The sequence below is a fragment of the Janthinobacterium sp. SUN211 genome, assembly GCF_030587315.1.
In the GTDB taxonomy this organism is placed as follows: Bacteria; Pseudomonadota; Gammaproteobacteria; order Burkholderiales; family Burkholderiaceae_D; genus Janthinobacterium; species Janthinobacterium kumbetense.
In genome coordinates this window covers 1-22,360 of sequence record NZ_JAPWIC010000013.1, presented here as the reverse complement: position 1 = coordinate 22,360, position 22,360 = coordinate 1, and the positions used below count along the sequence as shown (strand labels likewise).

The following is a 22,360-nucleotide window of genomic DNA, read 5'->3' as shown; positions in this document are numbered from 1 at the left end:
TGTAAGGCATGCCGCCAGCGTTCAATCTGAGCCAGGATCAAACTCTTCAGTTTAATCTCTGTTACTTTGCCGTTTTACCGGCACCATCATTGCTGATGGGTCGCTCACTCAAAAAACTGACAGACCACTACTTTCGTAGCGCCTATTTCATTATTTCTTGTGAACATTTGATATATTTTAAGCATTACAGCAATCCGAAGATCACTGCTGCACTTACATCAAATGCCCACACTTATCGACTGTTAATTGTTAAAGAACTGTATTCGGTTACTGCTTTCGCGCTATCGACAAAGCGTTGTGTTTGTCAGCTGCGAAGAAGGAAGAGTATGAAGCAATTTGCTACGTCCGTCAACTCCTTCTTTTTCTCGTCTCACTCGGCATTTGCATGCGTCGTTCAGCGAGGGGGCGAATTATAGCCGTGCCCTGCGCACCCCGCAAGCGCTATTTTTTGCGCCAGATCAAAGGCAATAGGCCTGGCACCGCAATTGCTTATATGAACACATGCACCGACCACCAAGGGGAGCAACTCTGGGCCTGGCAGCAACACTGGGGATAGCCCGGTTCGCTTTGCTTTGCTCCCATCTGTGACAGGTGCTACATTATGGAACACTCTCGATATTCAAAAGAGCGCCGCAGTACAGGGCCCAACGGAGGCAACGAGATCATGTATCAACCGTCAGCTACTTACCGTAGCGCACCGTTTTCGTCCATCGCGGACGCGAACATTTTGCCGGCAGGACAAGACAACGTCCCCGTCATCATCGAAACTTCCCATCAGCGTTCCGTCGCCTTCGGCCTGTCGCCCACGGCCACGCCCGACTTTACGCCGGCCGGCAAGTCCGATCTGTCCTTGCTGATCGAGCAAAACCGCATGCTGCACACGCACGCGCTGCCGGCCATGGAAACCCTGTACCAGCAAATCGTCAACACGCACAATATGGTGATTCTCACGGATGCCAACGGCGTGATCGTGCATTCGCTGGGCGACGATGATTTCCTGGAGAAAGCCAACCGGGTCGCCCTGCAGCCAGGCGTGGCATGGTCGGAACAGAGCCGCGGCACGAATGCCATCGGCACGGCGATCACGGAAAAAGTACCGACTTTGGTCCATGCGGACCAGCATTACCTGGCCGCCAATCATTTCTTGACGTGCTCCGCGGCACCGATCACCGACCACCGGGGCAACGTCATCGGCGTGCTGGACGTCTCGAGCGACCAACGCAGTTTCCACAAGCATACGATGGCTCTCGTGCGCATGTCGGCGCTGATGATCGAAAACCAGTTGTTTTCCGCCACGTTCGAGGATGCCATCACCGTGCACTTCCACGCGCGCCCCGAATTCATCGGCACCTTGATGGAAGGCATCGCCTCGTTTACGCCGGGCGGACGGTTTTTATCCGCCAATAAAAACGGCTTGTTCCAGCTGGGCCTGTCATTTGCCGCACTGCAATCACATACCTTCAGCTCCCTGTTCGGCTTGCCCGTGTCTGCCCTGTACGACCATTACCGCACTGCCGCCCCCGGTTTGCTGAACCTGTGCATGCACAGCGGCGTGCGCGTGTATGGGCGCGCGCAGTTGCGCCTGTCCAATAGCGTCTTCCAGCACGGCTTTACTGCCAGCACCGACCATAGCGATATCAACGCCGTGCCGGCACAGGTTCCCGCGTCCGCCAGCCATGCGGCCAACGCAGCGCGGCGCCTGTCCGGCTTGCGCTACCTGCGCACGGGCGATCCGCAACTGGAACTGGTGATCGAAAAGGTCAACAAGGTGCTGGGGCGCGACATCCCCATCCTCGTCATGGGCGAAACGGGGACCGGCAAGGAATTGCTGGCGCAAGCCATCCACAACGACTCGCCACGGGCCATGGGACCGTTTATTGCCGTCAATTGCGCTTCCATTCCGGAAACCCTGATCGAGTCCGAACTGTTCGGCTATGAAGACGGCGCCTTTACGGGGGCGCGCAAGAAAGGCGCGATCGGCAAGATACTGCAAGCGAATGGCGGCACCCTCTTCCTCGATGAAATCGGCGACATGCCGTTTGGCTTGCAGGCGCGGCTGTTGCGCGTGTTGCAGGAACGCATGGTCACGCCCCTGGGCAGCAGCAAATCCATCACCGTCAACGTGGAACTCATTTGCGCCACGAATCACAACTTGCGCGAACGCATGGCCAAGGGACTGTTTCGCGAAGACTTGTATTACCGCCTGAATGGCCTGGTGGTAAAACTGCCGCCGCTGCGCGAACGCACGGACCTGGACACGGTCGTGAAAAAAATCCTCGCAACGGAAGCGCCCGACACGCGCTACACGGTGGCGCCGGACATCTTGCGCATGTTCCACCAGCATAAATGGCCTGGCAATTTCCGCCAGCTAACCAATCTCTTGCGCACGGCCATCGTCATGGCGGGCGACGAACATGAAATCTGTTTGCGCCACATGCCCGATGATTTCCTCGACGATATTGAGATAACGCAAGCGACTGCCGCCAGCGCCAGCACGGACCGCATGATCGCCGCCGGCGCCAACCTGGAAGAGATGGAGCAAAGCGTGATCCTCAAGTCGCTCGATGCCCACGGCGGCAACGTCTCGGCCACGGCTCGGGCCCTGGGCGTGTCGCGCAACACGATCTATCGCAAGGTGCCGCACCTGAAATAGCCTAGAGTAAATGGGAAAAGCCGGGCGACATTGCGCGCCGGCCCTGCTTGTCGATGGTCATCAGGTCGACGCCCTCCATGTGCGCGGCCATCGCATGTGCACGCGCCGCGCCCGTGACCATGAAGGTGGTCGACAAGCCATCGGCCAGCAAACCCGTGGGCGCCAGCACGGTCACGCTGGCCAGTTCACGCGGCGAATCGCCCTTCGATGGGTCGAAGATGTGGTGATGCACGAAATCGGGCGTGAACGTGCATTCGTAGTCGCCCGACGTGGCCACGCTGCGCCCCTCCACTTTCAAGGTGGCCGCCAGGATTTCAGCGTCGCGCGGATCCTGGATGCCCAAGGTCCACGGGCGGCGCACGCCACGCTGCCCACGCGCAACGAATTCGCCCGTGTCGAGCAGCGCATGTCGTATGCCGCGCGCCTGCACGGCTGCCAGCGCCATGTCCGCCGCGTAGCCTTGCGCTAGGCCATTCAAGGTCAGCGCCATGCCAGGCTGCAGAAAACGCACTTCCCGGCTATCCCACGCCAGTTGCCGCCAGCCTACCCGCGCCTGCGCCGCGCGGCGCAAGGTGTCCGTCGGCAAGCTGGCCCGGTCTGCCGCCGCACGGAACAGCTGCCATAAAGGTTGCACCGTGATATCAAACGCCCCATCGCTCCATTGCGACAAGGCATGCGCCTGCGCCAGCACGGCCAGCAAATGCGCATCCGGCCGGGCCAGGCGGCCGTCGCGGTTCAGCTGGAAGACTTGGCTGGCCGGGCTGTAAATGCTCATCAGGCGGTCGATATTCCTCGCTGCATGCAAGGCGTCCTCGATGGCCAGTTCGGCCTGGCGCTGATCGTGATGCAACACGGTGACGGCGATGGTCGTGCCAAACGCCAGCGCGGCCCCTCGGTAAGGGCGCACGCCGGACGCCGTGGCCGTGCCCCGCGCCATGCTGCCCGGCAAAGACAAGCCCGCCATGCCGGCCACGCTGCCGATGGCGGCGGAAATAAAGGTTCTACGCTGCATTGCTGCTCTCCTCTGGCGTGGCCCGGACGATGGGAATGGTGCGGGCACGCTTGATTTCCAGCATCAAGGGTGCGCATTTTTCATCGCTGGCGTAAATCACCACGCAATCCATGCATTGAAAACACTCGCCATAATCGACTTTCCCGCCAGGCGCGATGGCGTGGTACTCGCAACGGTGGCGGCAAGTCTGGCAAGGCGTGCCGCACTCCTTGCGACGGGGGATCCAGTTGAACAGGCGAAAGCGACCCAGCAGCGCCAGCGCCGCGCCAAACGGACACAGGTAGCGGCAAAAGAATTTGTAGGAAACACTACTGAGCAGCAGCAAGCCCACGGCATACGCGACGAAGGGCCAGGCCCGCACGAAATTCAGGGTAATCGCCGTCTTGAACGGTTCCAGTTCCACCAGCTTGTCCGTGATCTGGCTGGAAAAAACGCTGCTGCCCAGAATGGCCGCCAGCAAGCCATACTTGATCCATTTCAAGCGCCCATCCAGGCGCGGCTTGATTTTCCATTGAGGCAAGCGCAGCCACTGGCCCAGCTTGCCCGTGAATTCCTGCAGGGCGCCAAACGGACACAGCCAACCACAAAACGTGCCGCGCCCCCAGATCAGCAGGCTGAGCAGCACGAACGCCCACAGGATCACCGTCATCGGATCGAACAGGAAAAAGCCCAGGCTGCGCCCGGCCAGCAGGGCCTGGATGACGCCAGTGACATTGACAATCGATAACTGCCCCTGCGCGTAGTAGCCGATGAAGCCGATGGTAAACAACAGGAACAGGCGACGGAACCAGACAAACTGGCGGCCATCGCGCACGAGGCGTTTCTGCCAAGCCAATGCACCGGCCAGCAGCGCCAGCCCGGCGAGCAACAGCAGCAACTCAGTCTTGCGCCCTTTCCACGTGCCGCGCCACGTGGCATCGTCGCCTTGCGGCGCCGTATAAAAATCAGCCAGCAGGCGGTAATTGACATCCACGTTGCGCGCGATGCGTTCCGGATACACGATACCCTTGCTGCGCGTGATCGGCATGGTAAAAGCCAGCGGACTGGCCGCATCGAGCCCCGCCTGGCTGATGACGCGCAAGACGGCGACATTTTCCGTCGGCAACAGCGTCGTATCCGCCAATTGCAATTCCAGATCCAGGTCGCGCATGTCGATGGGCAAGCCATCCTGCTTCAGCAATAGCCGGTCCGGCACCGTGCCGCGCACGAAATCGTCGCCCAGCACGCTGTAGCGACCACGCGACATGACGAGGATGGCGTGGTCGCCTTCGTCGAGCCGGTTGCGCAATTTGTTCCAGCTGCGTTCCGTCAACAGATTGCGCCCCACGCTGGGCACGGACACATACGCCAGGTACAGGTCGATAAACACGCCGTCCGGCGCGCGCGTGGCTTCCCCATCGAGGCCCGCGCCGGGACTGCCGGCAAACAGGCTTTCAATCTCCTTATTGCTCAAGCGCAGATGCTGGATCAAGCCCTGCTTTAACATTTGCGCGACATCAAGCTTTTCGAACACGTCCATGCGGATGCGGGCGATCTGGTCCGGGTCACGGCCTTGCGCGAAGCCAAGTTTTTTGCGCGACACTTTCAAGGCCGACGCCAGCACGCTCTGGTTGATGATGCGCACAGAAGCCGTGGCCTTCGACACGCCATCGATATCGGCGTGCGTGGCGTCCGTGGCGCGTTTCTTCCTGGCATCGATAGCGATATTCTGCTTCAGCGACAGTCCCTGATACTGTTTGACGAACTGAAACAAGGGCGCTTCGCCCAGGCCATCGAGAAACACGGGTTCGTGCTGCGACAGCACGGCCACGTCGAGAAAACTCCCTTGGGGATTGATAGCGATCAATAAATTGACAGGAACGCCGGAAAAGCCGGGAATCGGCGCCAGGTCCACGGATTCAAATACGTAGCCGACCAGCTCCGTGGCCGTGGCGTTTTGCCGGAACAATGGCCAGACGGGCAAGTCGGTCTCCTTGTCGCCCACGACGATGGGAGCAGGAAAACGCCGCACCAGCTCGGCCTTCGCGAGCACGCCCGCCCACGCCTGTCCCAGGATAAACAGGAATAGCCAGCATCCGATGAACAACCGCATTATCCGCATGCACCACGCTCCGTGCGGCGCCTTGTCACAAGGCGCCGCGTTCGTTTATTAGAAGAAAATAATGCCGCCCAGGGACACGCCATTCATCTTCGCTTCGCCGCCCGTAAAGCCTTTCGAGCGAGTCTGGCCCAGTTCGCCCACCAGGGTGATCGCGCTGTTGAGCGAGTAATACGCGCCAAGGGTCAGGTTGGCGTTCGACTTCAAGCCGCCCGTGCCGGCCGTGTTGTCGTCGTTCTTGCTGATGCCGTAGGACAAGCCCAGTTTCAGCTTGTCTGTCGTCTTGTACGTGCCTTGCAACAGCCAGTTCTTCGACTTGGTATCGCCCTGGTCCGCATCGGACAGGATGCCCAGCCCCTTGCCACCCTGGAAGTTGACCAGCACGCCAGCCGGACCCATCTGGTACGAGCCGCCCACTTCCACGCCGCGCATGGTCAAGTCATCGACGCCCGGCGTTTTCGACGTGAATTTTTGCGACTTCACGCCCAGCCAGGCTTTCAAGCCTTCCTGCGCATACGTCAGCTGTGCCTGCACTTGCGGACTCGACTTCGAAGAATAGGTCGAGCCGGCAACAATCGGCGTATCGGAGACGGGGCTGACCAGCGCCACATCGGCACCAAAGCCGCCCGACTTCGGCGAGCTGTACATGATCTGGCCATAGTTGCCCAGATAGGTATAGCCGGCGCCGATATGGCCCAGGGTCACCCGGCCCCGTTGCGTCGCCTGCACGGGTGCGCCTGAACCGAGCAAGGTCATGTCGGACAAAATCGCATTCGCGCCGAAGATGCCGTAGTCGCGGCCCAGCTTGAAAGTGCCCATGTGTTCATTGCCAAACGTAAAGAATGCCTGGCGCACATCGACCACGCTGTTCTGGCTGATGGCGCTGTCCGTGGCCGTCGAGTTGTAGATGCCGATCAAGGCTTTCACGTCGTACTCGCCCAGCCGCGAACTTGCCGAAGTGATCAAGCCATTCGGCAGCAAGCCGTTGCCGATGGTCGTACGGTCTTTCTCACCGCCGCAACCGAGCGCCTGGCCGCCCAGCGCCAGCCCGCCCACCGCATCGCCCGAACACGACACTTGCGTGTAGTAAGCGTTGACGATGCCGCCCACCGACACGGTCCAGTCGCCAGCCTTGATATCGACGGCGTGTGCCTGTCCCACCGCTGCGATCGTCATGACACCCAGGCTCCCCAGCTTGATCAATGTATTCATTGCTTCTCCTCTTTCTTCTCTGTTTTTAGTGTGCACACCAGTGATTGATGTACCTCAAGCTTTGGCAATAAGCGTGCCCAGCGCGACCCAGAGGGAGAAAGAGAAAGTACGTAGTTGACTTGTGCAGCGGCGGATCAATCGCCACTGCCGGTGTTCATTTTTTGACCGCAAGCAGGCATAGCGGGCATCCAGGTAAACAAAAAACTGACGGCCTGGGCCGTCAGCAAAAAGAAAACACCCGGCGGACAGGGAGACACCCATCCGAGTGGCCCGGATGCTTCACCCCGTTACTTCGATGCCAGCTTGAAGACCCACACGGAACCGCCCTGTTCCAGGAAGTTGACCTTCTTCGCCACCTCGCCGCCCCACAGCGGCACGGCGCCACCCCAGCCGGAAACGACGGCCACATATTGCGTGTCGCCATCCTGCCAGGTGACGGGCGGCGCCACGACGCCAGAGCCCGTCTGGAATTTCCACAATTCCTTGCCCGTCTTCGCGTCGACGGCTTTCAGGAAGCCTTCCGGCGTGCCGTAGAACACCAGGTTGCCGGCCGTACTCATCACGCCACCCCACAGCGGCGCGTTGTTCTTGATTTCCCAGACGATCTTGCCCGTCTTCGGATCGACGGCGCGCATGGCGCCGATGTAGTCGTCAAACAGGGGCTTGATGGTGAAACCCGCGCCGAGGAAGGCGCCGCCCTTCTTGTAGCTGATCGGCTCGTTCCAGATATCCATGCCCCATTCATTCGCGGGAACGTAGAACAGCTTGGTTTGCGGCGAGTACGCCATCGGCATCTGGTTTTTGGCGCCAAGGAAAGCGGGCGCGGCAAACACGGTCGTGCCCTTCTTGCCTTCCTCTCCCTTGGTCGGGTCGCCAGGGCGGCCGGCGGCAATGAAATTCGGCCGGCCCGTCTTCAGGTCGATGCTGCTGGCCCAGGTGATTTTCTTCACGAATGGAAAGGCGTTCTGCAGCTTGCCCGTGTTGGCGTCGATCACATAGAAGAAACCGTTGCGGTCGGCCTTGCCGCCGTAGCGCTTGCCATCCATGTCGAAGGTGACGAACTCGTTGGCGCCGTCGAAATCCCAGGCATCGTTCGGCGTATTCTGATACGCCCACTTGATCTGCCCCGTTTTCACGTCCAGCGCCACGGTGGATGACGAGTACAGGTTGTCGCCGGGACGCAAATGGCTGTTCCACGGCGCCGGGTTGCCCGTGCCGAAATAGGCGAGCTTGGTTTGCGGATCGTAGGTGCCGCCCATCCAGGTCGAGGCGCCGCCCGTTTTCCACAGGTCGCCCGGCCACGTCTTGTTCGCCGTGCCGGACAGGCCGTTGTCGATGGCCTTGCCATCCTTGTCGTAGCGGTGGCCCATATGGCCTTCCACCGTCGGACGGCTCCACACGAGGTCGCCCGTCATCGGATTGCGCGCTTCGACCCGGCCGACGATGCCAAATTCCCCGCCCGACACGCCCGTCAGCAGCAAGCCTTCGGCGATCAGCGGCGCGGCCGTCATCGAGTAGCCGGCCGCGTAATCGTCCACTTTTTCCTTCCAGACGATCTTGCCCGTATTCTGGTCCAGCGCCACCAGGTAGGCGTCCAGGGTACCGAAGATCACCAGATTGCCATACAGGGCCGCGCCGCGGTTGACCACGTCGCAGCACGGCATGATGCCGTCCGGCAAGCGATGCTCATATTTCCACAGCTTGGCGCCCGTTTTCAAGTCGACGGCAAAGATGCGCGAATAAGATGCCGTGACGAACATCTTGCCGTTGTGAATCAGCGGCTGCGATTCCTGGCCCCGCTGTTTTTCGCCGCCGAACGAAAACGACCACGCCGGCACCAGCTTGGCCACGGTCTTGTCATTGATCTGCGTCAATGGCGAATAGCGCTGGCCTTGCGTACCCATGCCAAAGGACAGGACGCTGGCCGGATTCTTTGCCGTGCTGTCGAGCATGGCATTGGTGACATTGCCCACGTCGGCCGCCTGGGCCAGCGATGCCAAACCCAAACCGATGAGTATCCCCATGATTTTTTTCTGCACAATCATCTCCCTCTGTTTTATTAGTATGTGTGTATCAAGTCTTGCGGTGCTCATGCGGCTGGGCATGCAACAGCGCGCACTCTTCATCGGTGAACAGGCGCGAGCGCGTCAAAAAGCGCTTGCCCGTGCCGTTGTCGAGTGAAAACATGCCGCCATTGCCATCGACCACATCAATAATCAACTGGGTATGCTCCCAGTACTCGAATTGCTCGAGTCCCATGTAGAACGGTGTGCCATTCAAATTGCCGAGATAAATGTCGGTGTCGCTGACATCGAACTCGCCCAGCGCGTAGCACATGGGCGCACTGCCGTCGCAGCAGCCGCCCGACTGGAAAAACATCAGCGGGCCGTGACGCTGGCGCAACTTGTCCATCATTTCCAGCGCCGCATCGGTGGCGACCACCCGGGCAATTGCTGCACTCATGGCATCCCTTTCTGCGCGCCGCGCCCGGACAGCAAGCGCGGCGCCTGTTGCCGGTTTAGAAGAAGCCCAGCGCTTTCGGGCTATAGCTCACCAGCAAGTTCTTCGTTTGCTGGTAATGGTCGAGCATCATCTTGTGGTTTTCGCGGCCGATACCCGATTGCTTGTAGCCGCCGAACGCGGCATGGGCCGGATACAGGTGGTAGCAATTGGTCCACACGCGGCCCGCCTGGATGGCACGTCCCATGCGGAAGGCACGGGAACCGTCGCGCGTCCACAGGCCGGCGCCCAGGCCGTACAAGGTATCGTTGGCAATCGCCAGCGCGTCGGCCTCATCCTTGAAGGTGGTCACGGACACGACCGGTCCGAAGATCTCTTCCTGGAAGATGCGCATCTTGTTATTGCCCTTGAACACGGTCGGACGCACGTAATAGCCGCCTTCCAGGTCGCCCGCCTGCGTGTTGCGCTCGCCGCCGGCCAGCACTTCCGCGCCTTCCTGGCGGCCGATGTCGAGGTAGGACAGGATTTTCTCCAGCTGCTCCTGCGACGCCTGGGCGCCGATCATGGTGGCGGAGTCGAGCGGATTGCCCTGCTTGATGGCGGCCACGCGCTTCAAGGCCCGTTCGATGAATTTTTCGTAGATCGACTCCTGGATCAGTACGCGCGACGGGCAGGTGCACACTTCGCCTTGATTCAGCGCAAACATCGCAAAACCTTCCAGGCACTTGTCGAAATAATCATCATCCGCATCCATCACGTCTTCAAAGAAGATGTTCGGCGACTTGCCGCCCAGTTCCAGCGTGACGGGAATCAGGTTTTGCGCCGCATAGCCCATGATCAGACGGCCCGTGCCCGTTTCGCCCGTAAAGGCGATCTTGGCGATGCGCTTGCTCGACGCCAGCGGCTTGCCCGCTTCCAGGCCGAAACCGTTGATGATGTTCAGCACGCCCGGCGGCAGCAGGTCGCCGATCAGCTCGATCAACACCATGATGGAAGCCGGGGTTTGCTCGGCCGGTTTCAAGACAACGCAATTGCCTGCCGCCAGGGCTGGCGCCAGTTTCCACACGGCCATCAGGATCGGGAAATTCCACGGGATGATCTGGCCCACGACGCCCAGCGGCTCATGGTAATGGTAGGCATAGGTTTCCGCATCGATTTGCGCGACGGAACCTTCCTGGGCGCGGATGCAGCCGGCGAAGTAACGGAAATGGTCGATGGCCAGCGGAATGTCGGCATTCATCGTTTCGCGGATCGGCTTGCCGTTGTCGATGGTTTCCGCCGTGGCGATCAGGCTCAGGTTCTGTTCGATGCGGTCGGCGATGCGGTTCAGGATATTGGCGCGCTCGGCAGGCGAAGTCTTGCCCCAGGCATCCTTGGCGGCGTGCGCGGCGTCCAGCGCCAGCTCGACGTCTTCCGTCGTGGAACGGGCGATTTCGCAAAACGGCAAGCCCGTGATCGGCGTGATGTTAGGAAAGTATTCACCTTTTACTGGTGCAACGAATTTGCCGCCGATGTAATTGTCATAGCGTTGTTTGAAGGGATTGGCTACGCCCAGTTTGCTGATGTCTGCGAGATTCATGTCGTCCTCTATCGGGTTAATTAGAATGGAAATACTTAATTAAAATCAAACGTCCTGGTACAGATGGGGTGAGTACACGGAGTCTTCCGCAAATGCCGTGCCAGCTCGCCGTCCCACTACAAACTTAGCCGGTTTTACCCTCGTTACAAGGGCGTGGCGTCAATCCCGGCCCGCTTTTCAGCGCATGCCCCGGACTTGGGTGGGGGCGTGGCTCTGTTTGCGTTTTGAACAAGGTGGCAGCATCCTGTTCCAATCCGGGCCAGCCCTGCTGTGCCGCCACGCCGCCGCTGCACAATGGAACAGGTGTACCAGACTGGAACACCTGCGCCTGTGCCATGAAGGAATCAACGAATCACCACGCCCCATGGCAATTCACCCACGGCAATATCGGCCACCTTGCGCGCGCTGGCCGTGTCGATGACGGATACGCTGTTCGAGCGGCCATTGGCCACGTACAGCTTGGCGCCGTCCGGCGTGATGGCCATGTTCCACGGGCGCTTGCCGACGCCAATCGTGGCCGTGACCTGATTGCTGGCCGTGTCGATCACCATCACCGTACCGTCGATGCCGTTCGAGACATACACTTGCTTGCCGCCGGGATGGACGGCGATGCCATTGGCATTCTTGCCCGCTGGAATGGTGGCAATCGCCTTGCGCGCGGCCATGTCGATCACGTAGACGGCATTGACCAGTTCGCACGCCACGTAGGCGCGGCCCGAGTCCGGGCTGAAACCGATGCCGCGCGGACGCAGCCCCACGGCGATGGAAGCGACCTGGCGGCGTTGCGCCACATCAATGACATCGACTTGCTCCGCCTCTTCCGCGCTGACCAGCAGCCAGCGCCCATCCGGGCTGAAGACGGCGTGTTCCGGATTGCGTCCCTGCACCTTGATATCGGCGAGCAAGGTACCTGTCTGGCCATCGAGCAAGGCCACGCTATTGTTTTCCTCGACGGCAACGGCCACGTGACTACCGTCTTGCGAGGCACTGACGCCTTCGGGCGACTTGCCCAGCGCCACCGTGCGCACGGGCGCGCCGCCAGCGTTGTCGATCAGCAGCAAAGCGCTGCTGGCGGCGTCCGTGACAAACAATTGCCGCCCAGTGGGGTCGGCGGCGATGCCGCGCGGACGCTTGCCTGCGGCGATCTGGCGCACCACCTGGTCGGTCGCCGTGTCGATCACGCTCAAGGTGCCCGACTTTTCGTTGGGAACATAGGCAAATGGAGCGGCCTGGACAGCGGTGCTGGCGAGCGCCGGCAGCAGCCAGCACACCTGGCGCAAGCGCGAGAAGAAGTTGGGCATAATCACCTTTTCAATGGCAAAACGAGGGAAAAGCGCGCCGCATCGGCGCCTCTGACAATTACCGTATGCAAACGCCGTGCCACTGACACGCGTATAATTTCAGCCCACCAATGGAGACATGGCAGGCATATTGCTTGATACACCTACGCAGACCTGTACCGCGCACGCGATCAAGCAGGCTTTTATTCACATTGGAGAATCCGCATGCAGCATCGTTTCCGCCTGAACACCATCGCCAGCCTGTTTGTCGCCGGCAGCGCCACCCTCGCCCCCCATGTCTTTGCCGCCGAGGCAGCTGACCCGGCCAACGGGCAACTCATGGATACGGTGGTCGTCAGCGGCAGCCGCATCGCCCACCCCAGCCAGGAAGTGCCGGCGTCCATCGACGTGGTCGACAGCGCCCGCATCCAGGATGGCCAAATCCGCGTCAACGCGTCGGAAGCGCTGGCCGCCGTGCCGGGCCTGGTCGTGCAAAACCGCCAGAACTACGCGCAAGACTTGCAAATCTCGTCGCGCGGCTTCGGCGCCCGCTCGGCCTTCGGCGTGCGCGGCGTCAAGCTGATCAGCGATGGCATTCCCGCCAGCATGCCCGACGGCCAGGGCCAGGCCGCCACCTTCAACCTCGATACGGCCGAGCGCATCGAAGTGCTGCGCGGACCGTTTTCTGCCATCTACGGCAACCATTCGGGCGGCGTGATCCAGCTGTTTTCCAAGGATGGACAAAATCCCCCGTCCGTCGAATTGAACGTGACGGGCGGCAGCTACGGCACCAGCAAGGTAGACTTGACGGCGCAGGGTCAGGCGGGCGGCATCGGCTACGTGCTCGACGGCTCGCGCTTCCGCACGGACGGCTTCCGCGACCACAGCGCCGCCACGCGCGAACAAGCGTTCGGCAAGATCACCGTCAAGCCCACCGCGGACAGCAAGCTGACCATCGTCGCCAACAGCCTGCATCAAGGCAACACGCAAGATCCCCTGGGCGTCACCTGGCCCACGTTTGCCGCCAACCCGCGCGCCGGCGAAATCGACACGACGGACACGCAGAACCCGAAACGCACCCTGGCCGAGCGCTACAACACGCGCAAGAGCATCGACCACCAGCAGATCGGCGCCACTTATGAACAGTCGTTCGGCGATGACCGTCTGCACGTGATGGTGTATGGCGGCAACCGCGACGTGATCCAGTACCAGGCGTTTACCAAGGGATTCCAGGCGCCGCCTAGCCATTCGGGCGGCGTGGTCGATTTCCAGCGCCAATTCTATGGCATCGACACCAACTGGCTGCACGTGAACCAGCTGGCCGGAGGCAAGCTGAGCACGACTATCGGCATCGACTATGGCCGCTCCAGCGACGACCGCACCGGCTATGAAAATTTCATTGGCAATAGCTTTGGCGTAAAAGGCAAGCTGCGCCGCGACGAGCAGAATGTCGTCTCCAGCCTCGATCCGTATATCCAGGCGGAATGGCAAGGCGGCCCGTGGCTACTCAGCGCAGGTGTGCGCTACAGCAAGATGAAAGTGGCTGTCGACGACCATTTCCTCAGCAACGGCAACGATAGCGGCAGCCTGGAGTTCAGCCACACGACGCCCGTGCTGGGCCTGCTGTATAAACTGACGCCGAACGTCAACGTCTACGCCAGCGCCGCGCGCGGTTTCGAGGCCCCAACCTTGAACGAACTGTTTTACTCGGGCACGGGCGGCGGCTTCAATTTCAACTTGAAGCCAGCCACCAGCACCAACCTGGAAGCGGGTGTCAAGGCCAGGATCGCCAACAACACGCACGTGAATGCGGCCTTGTTCCAGATCAAGACCAACGACGAACTGGTGGTCGACAAGTCCAGCGGCGGGCGCACCAGCTATCGCAATGGGGGTAAAACCTTGCGCCAGGGCATGGAAGTGTCGCTGGATTCGAACCTGCCATATGGCTTCACGACCAAAGTGGCGCTCACCAGCCTGCATGCCGTGTATGACCAGGCATTTGGCGGCGTGCGCGAAGGCAGCCGCTTGCCGGGCGTACCCAGCGCTAACCTATTCGCTGAACTGGCCTGGAAAGACACGCTCGACCGTTTTGGCGCAGCGCTGGAAAGCGTGGCCAGCAGCCAGGTCTACGCGGAAGACAGCAACATCGAAAAACCGGCGCCCGGCTACACGGTATTCAATGCGCGCGTCAACGCCAGGCAAAACGTGGGCAATTGGCGCTTCAAGGAGTTTGCCCGCCTGAACAACCTGTTCGACAAGACCTACGTGGGTTCCGTCATCGTCGGCGACAGCAACAAGCGCTACTATGAAGCGGCGCCGGGACGTAATTGGTTGCTGGGCGTTAGCGCCCAATATAGTTTCTAAAACTAAAAAGCCCGCGCCTCTTCCGATGCGCGGGCTTTTTTGTCATTCAACATGGCCTGCTATGGCCGTGCTTCCTTCACCCCATATTTCTCGAAGATGGCTTTCAATTCGCCGCTGGCCGCCATTTCGTTCATGGCTGCCTGCAGCAACTTGCCCACGTCGAGCTGCTGGCGGCTGACGGCCAGGCCCACCGCCCAGCCCGCACGCGGCAGGCGGGCGAACGCCACTTCGCTCATGGGGAAAGCGGGATCGCTTTTCAGTACCGATTCGATTTCCGAACGGTTGGCCAGCACGGCGTCGAGCTTGCCCGCCTGCAATTGCTGCAAGGCTTCGGCTGCCGTATCGAAGATGCGCACGTCGTCGCGGTACTTGCCATTGTCTTCGCCCAGCATCAGCATGGCCGCGATCGACACCTTTTCCACGCCGATGCGCTTGCCGGCCAGCGAGGCGACGCCATCGAATTGCGGCACGGCTTGCGCACTGCGCGCCAGGCGCACGGTTTCCACGTAGTATGGCGCGAAGATCTCGACCTTGTCGTTGTCCGCCATCAACTTCTTGTCGACCGGCACATGCAACATCACATCGGCGGGGCCATAACCGAGGTAATGCCCCTTCCACACCATATTGCGCAAATCGTCGTTGAGGTTTTCGCCGGCGGGAAATGGCAGCAAGCTCAGTTTCAGCCCCAGCTTTTTCGCCAGCGCTTCGGCAATATCGATATCGATGCCCGTACCCTTGTCAGAAAACGGCGCGAATTCGTTGTACACAGCCACTTTCAGGCTGCCCGACTGCTGCACCTTTTGCCAGTCGGCGCGCGCCGGCGCGGCGGCGCATAGCGCCAGGCAAGCGAGCGAGATCATCGCGCGCGCGCCCCGGAATTGAATTGAACGCATGGGACTCCTTCGTGATCAGTTCGACTTAATTCGACTCGCGGCGCGTTTCCAGATAGGTCTTGATGGCCCACATGGCTTCCTGGTTGAACACGCCTTCGAACGGCGGCATGTACACGGCGCCATTGCGCACTTTACCGTGGCGGATGGTGGTCAGGTAGTAATTGTCCGTTTCCTTGTAGCACGCCTGTTTCTTTGTCTCATTCTTGATACCGAAGCAATCACGGTCCAGCTGGCGCAAGTCGGGCGCGATGCCGCCGGAGATGGCTTCGATGCCGTGGCAACGGGCGCAATTCTGGTTGTAGGCCGATGTGCCTACCGTCAAGGCCAGTTTGTTGCCCCGATACGGGTTTTGCTCGAGCCACTTGTCGCCCACCTTGGGCAAGCCCGTGGTATCGACACCTTGCGGCGTGACATTGCCGTGCGCATAGGCATGCGGCAAGGTCAGCAGGGAAGTGAGGGCAACGGCGCCGGCGGCGGCCACGCCGAGCAGGGTACGAATGGAATAGGTCATGCTGGTCTCCTTGGTTTTTTAGTCAATACCAAAGAAGAGCAAATGCCATGCCATGCACATATGCCCCACATCCGGCCGGCCATGTATCAATTTGGAACAGCTGCAACACGTAGTTGTGTCAGCGCGCGCCTCAGGCGGCGGCCACCGTGCAGATGCTGCCGCGCGCCTGCTGCTCGAAAGTGATACGCACGGGCAAAAATCGGGCAATCACCTCCGCATTCGTCAGCGCATGCTGCGATACCTTGTTGCAGCTGAAGGTACCGCCGCCCGCCAGCGCCATAGGCAGCAAGAGCTGGTCGGCCAGATGCTCGCCGACGGCCGCGTCCGTCTTGAGATAGGCGCGCACCTCGTTCAACAGGCGCTTGGCCACGGACTCGGCCAGCAAGGACTTTTCGCCGAACGAAGTAAATACTTCCGTGACATGCTCATGCTCCAGGGTCAGCAGCAGGACGTTGCCCGGCCCCTGCTCCGCCGGCAAGCCGACGAGGCGCAGCTGCTTGCCGCTCCAGCCCATACCGCTGGCGACACGCTCGAGCTCGCGCTGCGCCACCTGCACATGCACGCCCGCCACCACGCTTTCCGCATACCCCGCCTTCCGTTCACCGCGCTGCAGCAGTTGAATCGGCTGCAAGCGCCGGCACGGTTGCACGGTGGCCGTCACCTCGCCGCCGCCCGCAGGATGAAAGCCGTAGCGTTGCAGCGCGATCTCCACCTCGGCGCCCATCTGCTGCAGGATGCGGCCATACGCGCGCTGCAAAAAATGCACGGGCGGCGCCATGGCATTGTGCGTGCCGCCAGTGATGCGCACGGTGGATGGCCCATCCGCATGCAGCAGGGCCGGCAGCAAGGTTTGCAGCACCAGGGTGCAGCTGCCGGCGCTGCCGATGGCAAAGCGGTAATCGCCGCCGCGCAGGGGGCCGGGAACGAATTCCAGGCTCGACGCGCGCAGCGCCACCGGCGTCGTGCGCGCCCCGCAAATGGCGGTTGCCGCCTGCACGGCCAGCAGATGCTGGCGCAGCAAGCCGGGCTTTTCCCGTCCCGCGCGAATGTTACTCAGCCGAAACGGTTGCCCCGTGATCATCGACAGGCTCAGCGCCGAACGTAAAATCTGTCCGCCGCCTTCGCCTTGCGCTCCATCTATTTCTATCATCTCTATTTTCTCTCTCTTATCCTTTGACGCAGACGACCTGCTTCAAGATATGCACGACATCGACCAGCTCGCGCTGCGCCAGCATCACCGCATCGATATCCTTGTAAGCCATCGGGATTTCATCGATCACGTTTTCATCCTTGCGGCATTCCACGCCTTGCGTGGCGCGGATCTGGTCATCCAGGTTGAAACGCCGCTTCGCTTCCGTGCGGCTCATCGTGCGTCCCGCGCCGTGGCTGCAGCTATGGAAACTCTCGGCATTGCCCTTGCCGCGCACGATAAAACTCTTCGCGCCCATGGAGCCGGGAATGATCCCCAGTTCGCCCGCACGGGCCGACACAGCACCTTTGCGCGTGATCAATACATCCTTGCCGAAGTGGTGCTCCTTCTGCACATAGTTATGGTGGCAGTTGACGGCCTCCACGTGCGTCTGGAACGGTTTATGGATGACCGTGCGCACGGCGGCGATCAAGTTCTGCATCATCACTTCGCGGTTGTTGCGGGCGAAACGCTGGGCCCAGCCCACCGCTTCCACGTAATCGTCGTAATGCTGCGTTCCCTCGGCCAGGTAAGCCAAATCCTGGTCGGGCAGGTTGATGAAGTGGATGCGCATATCCTGCTTGGCCAGTTCGATGAAATGGGTGCCGATGGCATTGCCCACGCCGCGCGAACCGGAATGCAGCATGAACCATACGGAACCCTGCTCGTCGAGGCACACTTCGACGAAGTGGTTGCCGCTACCCAAGGTTCCCAGGTGGCGGTAATTGTTCGTATTTTTCAGCTTTGGCGTTTTCAGGCAAATCGCATCGAATTCATCCTTCAATTGCAGCCACGCGGCATCGACCACCGAGGGCGGCGTATGCCAGGAACCCTCGTCGCGACCGCGGTGGCCGCGCGTCTTCGGCGACATCCCGTGCGGAATGGCGCGTTCGATGGCGCTGCGCAGCGGTCCCAGGTTATCGGGCAGATCGTTCGCCGTCAGCGTGGTTTTCGCCGCCATCATGCCGCAGCCGATATCCACGCCCACGGCCGCCGGAATCACGGCGCCCAGGGTGGGAATCACGCTGCCGATGGTCGAGCCCTTACCCAGGTGGACGTCGGGCATGACGGCGATATGCTTGTAAATGAACGGCAGGGTCGCCGTGTTGCGCAATTGTTTTTTAGCCGCTTCTTCGACGGGCACGCCACGCGTCCACATTTTCACGGGACGGCTGCCTTCGGTATGCAGGACTTCGTATTCTTCGTTTTTCATCGCTATTCTCTTCTTCTATTGTATAGGGGGTGATGACCAGGGTTGGTGAAACAGTTGCCGACGCATCGGCCCAGGATGTAGTTCCACCGGCATTCATCAGTACGACAACCCGACAAGGGGGGACAGGATTTCTGGCAGACGCACTGCGCCTGCCAGGCCGGTCTGACGCGGCTGATCGATGTAATCCTGTCGGCATTCGGGGTACTACGGCGCATGACAAGCGTGGACAGGACGTCTCTTATGTAGTCTTGTCCGCATTCATGCGCTTTGCTTCAACAACCTGGTGCTGCGATATCGATGGCGGCGATTTCTCCCACCCAATGGGCGGGATCCAGCCGGCCGGCGGCAAAGGCGGCGATGATCTTGAAGACGTCGTCGGAAAAACCGCCGATATTCAGAATATCCTCGCGCTCCATCGCCTGCGTGGTGGCATGCGGCGCAATATCGATGCACACCAGCTTTGCTTGCGGATTGCGCTGCTTGAAGACATTCCACTGTCCCATCGTCGCCGTGGCGCCGCTGCGTTTGGCGTCGATCCACGATTCGTTATCGGACACATAAATCACCAGGTCGGCCAGCTCCTTCTTGCTGTTCATGCGCAGCAGCGGCGCGCTGCAATTGGTACCGCCGCCACCGATGCCTGCCAGCTTGGCCGCGTTGCTCATCACGCTATCATCCGCGCCGAGTCCGCACTGCACCACGCTGTGCTCGAACGGCAGCACCATGGCATCCGGATTCTTGCGCAACATGGCCGCCGCCACCAGCGCCGCCACATCGATGCAGCGCACGCTGGACGTGGCGCTGCCGCGAAAACCGCTGACGGGCGAGGACATCGAGCCGGAGACGTCGGGGCACACCACCACCTTGCCAGCGATCTGCGGCACGTTCAGCAGCGATATTTCCAGCGCCTGTTCCAGCGCATCGCGCACGATGGCCGGCACGCTCTCGCCGGCCGCCATGCAAGCCGACATCAGCTGGTACGGAAACACCCGTGCCCGGCCAATCGCCTCGGGATCGCGCAGCTTGGCGGCGATCAACTCCGGCATGCCGGCTATCGCATACACGCCGTGGCGGCCAAAGGTATTCAGATTCATGCGCACCATCTGCCAGCTGCCCTGGCGGGCGATCTGCGCCCAATCCTGTGCGCTCAAGGGCAGCGCCGTCAGCATCTGGAAGGGCACGTCCGGTATCGTTTGCGCTGGATCAAGCTTGTAAGCTTCGAACGCGGCCAGCACCGGCGGCAAGGCCGCGGCATCGTACGGCTTGCCGATCAGCCAGGCGAAGAAGGCCGCGCGCCACGCTTCCTGCGGTTTCGGATGCACCATCTTGACCACGTCGGCCAGCGATGGCGCATTGCCCACGGCCGCGGCCAGCAAGGCTTGTTCCGACGCGCCGTTCAGCCATGCCTGCACCAGCTTTTTCGGACGCGATCCCAGCGACTTGCGGCCCACGGCCCCCGAGCGCATGATTTGCACGAAGTTACGCAGCATCTTGCCGCTGTTAATCACACGCTGAAAGGCTGGCGCGCATTCCGCGGCGCCCTGCCCCGCCAGCATGGCCACCAGCAAGGCCGGCATGTCTTTCATGTAGCCCCGTTCGCGGCAGTACACGGCCGTCTGCGCAATGAAGGTCGGCTCGACCGCCTGGCACAGCTCGCGTACTTTCGCCAGTTGCGCTTCGGCGCTGGCATAAAACGTCGTATTCAGGCAACCGGTGGCCGCGTACTGCGCCAGCTGATGCCGGGGCGTCAGCGCGTAAGCGGATGCGCCTTCGGCATTGCGTGCCAGCGCCGCTGGCATGGTTGCTGTCTGTTGCGCGCTCTGGAATAACTGGGCGTTGGCCATTTTTCGTTCCTCTCTGCTCTCTACGTTTATCTCGTTGGTATCTCCTCTATTGCAAGCGCTGTGCCAGCTTTCAATATTTCCTCAAAAATTACGATAACTCATTGATTTTATTAAATAATATTTAAATACAAGCTGTTCATTGAAAATATCCCTGTCACTGAAATTTGGAATACAATTATCTTTTCAGATAAATTTTTATCCCATATATGCAAGCAAAACGCACCGTCGTCATCGGCTTTCTCGGCACGCAGCTCGACAATGGCAGGGGAGCTGCACGCTGGGAAAAGTGGCGTCCCAGCATCGCCCTGACCCAGCACGAGGACAAGATCATCGACCGCTTCGAGTTGCTGTACGCGGGTAGCCAGTTCGACAACTTGGTACGCCAGGTGTCGCAGGATATTGCCAGCGTCTCGCCCGAAACCAGGCTGATCTCCCATGAACTGCCTATCAGCGATGCCTGGGACTTCGAAAATGTGTATGGCGCGCTCTACGACTTTGCCAATAGCTACCCCTTCGATCCGGACAAGGAAGACTATTGGATTCACATCACCACCGGCAGCCACGTGGTGCAGATATGTATGTTCCTGATGACGGAAGCGCGCTATTTTCCTGGCCGTCTCGTGCAAACGTCGCCGCCGAAGCGCCAGGCCACCGGCAATCCCGGCAGTTACGCATTGATCGACCTCGATCTGTCGCGCTACGACCAGATTGCCCAGCGTTTTACGCGCGAGCAGGCCGAAGGCGTGGCCTTCCTGAAGTCCGGCATCGCCACGCGCAATGCGAAGTTCAACGGCATGATCGATGAAATCGAGCGCGTCGCCATCAAATCGAAAGCCCCCATGCTGCTGATGGGACCTACCGGCGCCGGCAAATCCTTCCTCGCGCGCCGCGTGTATGAACTGAAAAAATCGCGCCACCAGATCGACGGAAAATTCATCGACCTCAATTGCGCCACATTGCATGGCGATGGCGCAGCCTCCACCTTGTTCGGCCATATCAAGGGCTCCTTCACAGGCGCAGGCTCGGATCGTCCAGGCTTGCTGCGCAGCGCGCACAAGGGACTGCTGTTTCTCGATGAAATCGGCGAACTGGGACTCGACGAGCAGGCGATGCTGTTGAAAGCCATTGAAGAAAAGCGCTTCTTTCCCGTCGGCGCCGATACGGAGGTACAGAGCGACTTCCAGCTGATCGCGGGCACCAACCGCGACCTGGGCAAAGAAGTAATGGCCGGCCGCTTCCGCGAAGACCTGTATGCGCGCATCAACCTGTGGACGTACGAATTGCCGGGGCTGGCGCAGCGGCCGGAAGACATCGAACCGAACCTGGAATACCTGCTGACACAATACAGCGCGGAAACGGGCGAACGCGTACGCTTCAACAAGGAGGCACACGAGCGTTTCATGCGTTTCGCCACCCTGCCCACCTCGGCATGGAAGGGCAATTTCCGCGATTTGTCCGCCGCCGTCACGCGCCTGGCCACCCTGTCGGAAGCGGGCCGCATCACGGATGGCGTGGTCGAAGAGGAAATCCGGCGCTTGAAGCGGATGTGGCAGCATCATGACAAGCCTGCCTGGGGCACGGAAATCGACCTGGTCGATATCATGGGAAGCGAGGTAGCCGCGCAGCTCGACCTGTTTGATGCGCTGCAGTTGCAGGCAGTGATCAAGATTTGCCGGCAATCGAACAATATGTCCGATGCCGGCCGTACCCTGTATGCCGTATCGCGCGCGGCGAAAGCCAAACCCAACGATGCAGACCGGCTCAAAAAATACCTGGCCCGCTTTGACCTTGATTGGGATAGGGTCTGCCAACTTAATTAAATGAAAAAAGCAGCGCTTGGCGCTGCTTTTTTCACGCCTATCTGCTGACAAAACCAAACCGCCAGACGTAAAAAAACCCCAACCGGATCACCGGAAGGGGTTTTTTCGCATAACAAGCCTGACGATAACCTACTTTCACACTGGTTGCAGCACTATCATCGGCGCAAAGTTGTTTCACGGTCCTGTTCGGGATGGGAAGGGGTGGGACCAACTTGCTATGGTCATCAGGCAT

At 60.4% G+C, this 22,360-nt stretch carries 15 protein-coding genes and 1 rRNA gene; 3 read left to right on the top strand and 13 right to left on the bottom strand.

The features are described 5' to 3' along the window. The first annotated feature begins 664 nt into the window (after positions 1-664). Positions 665-2,653 carry a sigma-54-dependent Fis family transcriptional regulator gene (locus O3301_RS28400; RefSeq protein WP_289920009.1) on the top strand — a complete coding sequence of 663 codons (1,989 nt, stop codon included), beginning with the start codon at positions 665-667 and terminating at the stop codon, positions 2,651-2,653. A 1-nt stretch (position 2,654) separates the two neighbouring features. On the opposite strand, the gene O3301_RS28395 is transcribed toward O3301_RS28400, so the two are convergent. The 7 genes from O3301_RS28395 to O3301_RS28365 form a co-directional block, all read right to left on the bottom strand. Beyond that, positions 2,655-3,665: an FAD:protein FMN transferase gene (locus O3301_RS28395; protein ID WP_305058133.1), complete on the bottom strand. Its 1,011-nt coding sequence runs from the start codon at positions 3,663-3,665 to the stop codon at positions 2,655-2,657. Next, complete coding sequence (locus tag O3301_RS28390) at positions 3,655-5,757, bottom strand: 4Fe-4S binding protein (RefSeq protein WP_305058132.1); 2,103 nt, start codon at positions 5,755-5,757, stop codon at positions 3,655-3,657. Before O3301_RS28390 ends, O3301_RS28395 begins: the two co-directional genes overlap by 11 nt. A gap of 57 nt (positions 5,758-5,814) precedes the next feature. After that, positions 5,815-6,975 carry a porin gene (locus O3301_RS28385; RefSeq protein ID WP_289920003.1) on the bottom strand — a complete coding sequence of 387 codons (1,161 nt, stop codon included), beginning with the start codon at positions 6,973-6,975 and terminating at the stop codon, positions 5,815-5,817. 287 nt (positions 6,976-7,262) lie between these two features. Beyond that, a complete protein-coding gene (locus O3301_RS28380; protein WP_305058131.1) occupies positions 7,263-8,999 on the bottom strand; it encodes a PQQ-dependent methanol/ethanol family dehydrogenase in 1,737 nt (578 codons plus the stop codon). Positions 9,000-9,048: 49 nt separating this feature from the next. Further along, positions 9,049-9,438: a DUF779 domain-containing protein gene (locus tag O3301_RS28375; protein WP_034756816.1), complete on the bottom strand. Its 390-nt coding sequence runs from the start codon at positions 9,436-9,438 to the stop codon at positions 9,049-9,051. A 55-nt stretch (positions 9,439-9,493) separates the two neighbouring features. Continuing rightward, positions 9,494-11,014: an aldehyde dehydrogenase gene (adh, locus tag O3301_RS28370; protein ID WP_070280828.1), complete on the bottom strand. Its 1,521-nt coding sequence runs from the start codon at positions 11,012-11,014 to the stop codon at positions 9,494-9,496. A 344-nt stretch (positions 11,015-11,358) separates the two neighbouring features. Further along, complete coding sequence (locus O3301_RS28365) at positions 11,359-12,315, bottom strand: beta-propeller fold lactonase family protein (protein ID WP_289900647.1); 957 nt, start codon at positions 12,313-12,315, stop codon at positions 11,359-11,361. Between the two features lie 204 nt (positions 12,316-12,519). Here O3301_RS28365 and O3301_RS28360 point away from each other — a divergent pair, with 204 nt between their 5' ends. After that, on the top strand, positions 12,520-14,658 hold the full coding sequence (locus O3301_RS28360) for a TonB-dependent receptor (protein WP_305058130.1): 2,139 nt from the start codon (positions 12,520-12,522) through the stop codon (positions 14,656-14,658). 59 nt (positions 14,659-14,717) lie between these two features. Here the strand turns inward: O3301_RS28360 and O3301_RS28355 are convergent, their stop codons facing one another. The 5 genes from O3301_RS28355 to O3301_RS28335 all read right to left on the bottom strand — a co-directional run bounded on the left by O3301_RS28355 (position 14,718) and on the right by O3301_RS28335 (position 20,308). Beyond that, the gene (locus O3301_RS28355) at positions 14,718-15,551 is read right to left on the bottom strand and encodes an ABC transporter substrate-binding protein (RefSeq protein WP_305058129.1); all 834 of its coding nucleotides are present in this window, start codon (positions 15,549-15,551) and stop codon (positions 14,718-14,720) included. Between the two features lie 25 nt (positions 15,552-15,576). Next, positions 15,577-16,062: a cytochrome c-550 PedF gene (gene pedF / locus O3301_RS28350; protein WP_035824926.1), complete on the bottom strand. Its 486-nt coding sequence runs from the start codon at positions 16,060-16,062 to the stop codon at positions 15,577-15,579. Between the two features lie 130 nt (positions 16,063-16,192). After that, on the bottom strand, positions 16,193-17,212 hold the full coding sequence (gene rtcA, locus O3301_RS28345) for an RNA 3'-terminal phosphate cyclase (RefSeq protein WP_099665397.1): 1,020 nt from the start codon (positions 17,210-17,212) through the stop codon (positions 16,193-16,195). Between the two features lie 16 nt (positions 17,213-17,228). Then, complete coding sequence (locus O3301_RS28340) at positions 17,229-18,464, bottom strand: RtcB family protein (protein ID WP_305058128.1); 1,236 nt, start codon at positions 18,462-18,464, stop codon at positions 17,229-17,231. A gap of 272 nt (positions 18,465-18,736) precedes the next feature. Then, a complete protein-coding gene (locus tag O3301_RS28335; RefSeq protein ID WP_305058127.1) occupies positions 18,737-20,308 on the bottom strand; it encodes an RNA-binding protein in 1,572 nt (523 codons plus the stop codon). Between the two features lie 206 nt (positions 20,309-20,514). Here O3301_RS28335 and rtcR point away from each other — a divergent pair, with 206 nt between their 5' ends. Beyond that, on the top strand, positions 20,515-22,128 hold the full coding sequence (gene rtcR, locus O3301_RS28330) for an RNA repair transcriptional activator RtcR (protein ID WP_305058126.1): 1,614 nt from the start codon (positions 20,515-20,517) through the stop codon (positions 22,126-22,128). A 116-nt stretch (positions 22,129-22,244) separates the two neighbouring features. On the opposite strand, the gene rrf is transcribed toward rtcR, so the two are convergent. Continuing rightward, a 5S ribosomal RNA gene (rrf, locus tag O3301_RS28325) occupies positions 22,245-22,357 on the bottom strand. Positions 22,358-22,360: the final 3 nt, after the last annotated feature.

Coding starts and splice junctions, on each gene's coding strand:
- O3301_RS28400 (WP_289920009.1), top strand. CDS start 665: ATGTATCAACCGTCAGCTACTTACCGTAGCGCACCGTTTTCGTCCATC.
- O3301_RS28395 (WP_305058133.1), bottom strand. CDS start 3,665: ATGCAGCGTAGAACCTTTATTTCCGCCGCCATCGGCAGCGTGGCCGGC.
- O3301_RS28390 (WP_305058132.1), bottom strand. CDS start 5,757: ATGCGGTTGTTCATCGGATGCTGGCTATTCCTGTTTATCCTGGGACAG.
- O3301_RS28385 (WP_289920003.1), bottom strand. CDS start 6,975: ATGAATACATTGATCAAGCTGGGGAGCCTGGGTGTCATGACGATCGCA.
- O3301_RS28380 (WP_305058131.1), bottom strand. CDS start 8,999: ATGGGGATACTCATCGGTTTGGGTTTGGCATCGCTGGCCCAGGCGGCC.
- O3301_RS28375 (WP_034756816.1), bottom strand. CDS start 9,438: ATGAGTGCAGCAATTGCCCGGGTGGTCGCCACCGATGCGGCGCTGGAA.
- adh (WP_070280828.1), bottom strand. CDS start 11,014: ATGAATCTCGCAGACATCAGCAAACTGGGCGTAGCCAATCCCTTCAAA.
- O3301_RS28365 (WP_289900647.1), bottom strand. CDS start 12,315: ATGCCCAACTTCTTCTCGCGCTTGCGCCAGGTGTGCTGGCTGCTGCCG.
- O3301_RS28360 (WP_305058130.1), top strand. CDS start 12,520: ATGCAGCATCGTTTCCGCCTGAACACCATCGCCAGCCTGTTTGTCGCC.
- O3301_RS28355 (WP_305058129.1), bottom strand. CDS start 15,551: ATGCGTTCAATTCAATTCCGGGGCGCGCGCGCGATGATCTCGCTCGCT.
- pedF (WP_035824926.1), bottom strand. CDS start 16,062: ATGACCTATTCCATTCGTACCCTGCTCGGCGTGGCCGCCGCCGGCGCC.
- rtcA (WP_099665397.1), bottom strand. CDS start 17,212: ATGATAGAAATAGATGGAGCGCAAGGCGAAGGCGGCGGACAGATTTTA.
- O3301_RS28340 (WP_305058128.1), bottom strand. CDS start 18,464: ATGAAAAACGAAGAATACGAAGTCCTGCATACCGAAGGCAGCCGTCCC.
- O3301_RS28335 (WP_305058127.1), bottom strand. CDS start 20,308: ATGGCCAACGCCCAGTTATTCCAGAGCGCGCAACAGACAGCAACCATG.
- rtcR (WP_305058126.1), top strand. CDS start 20,515: ATGCAAGCAAAACGCACCGTCGTCATCGGCTTTCTCGGCACGCAGCTC.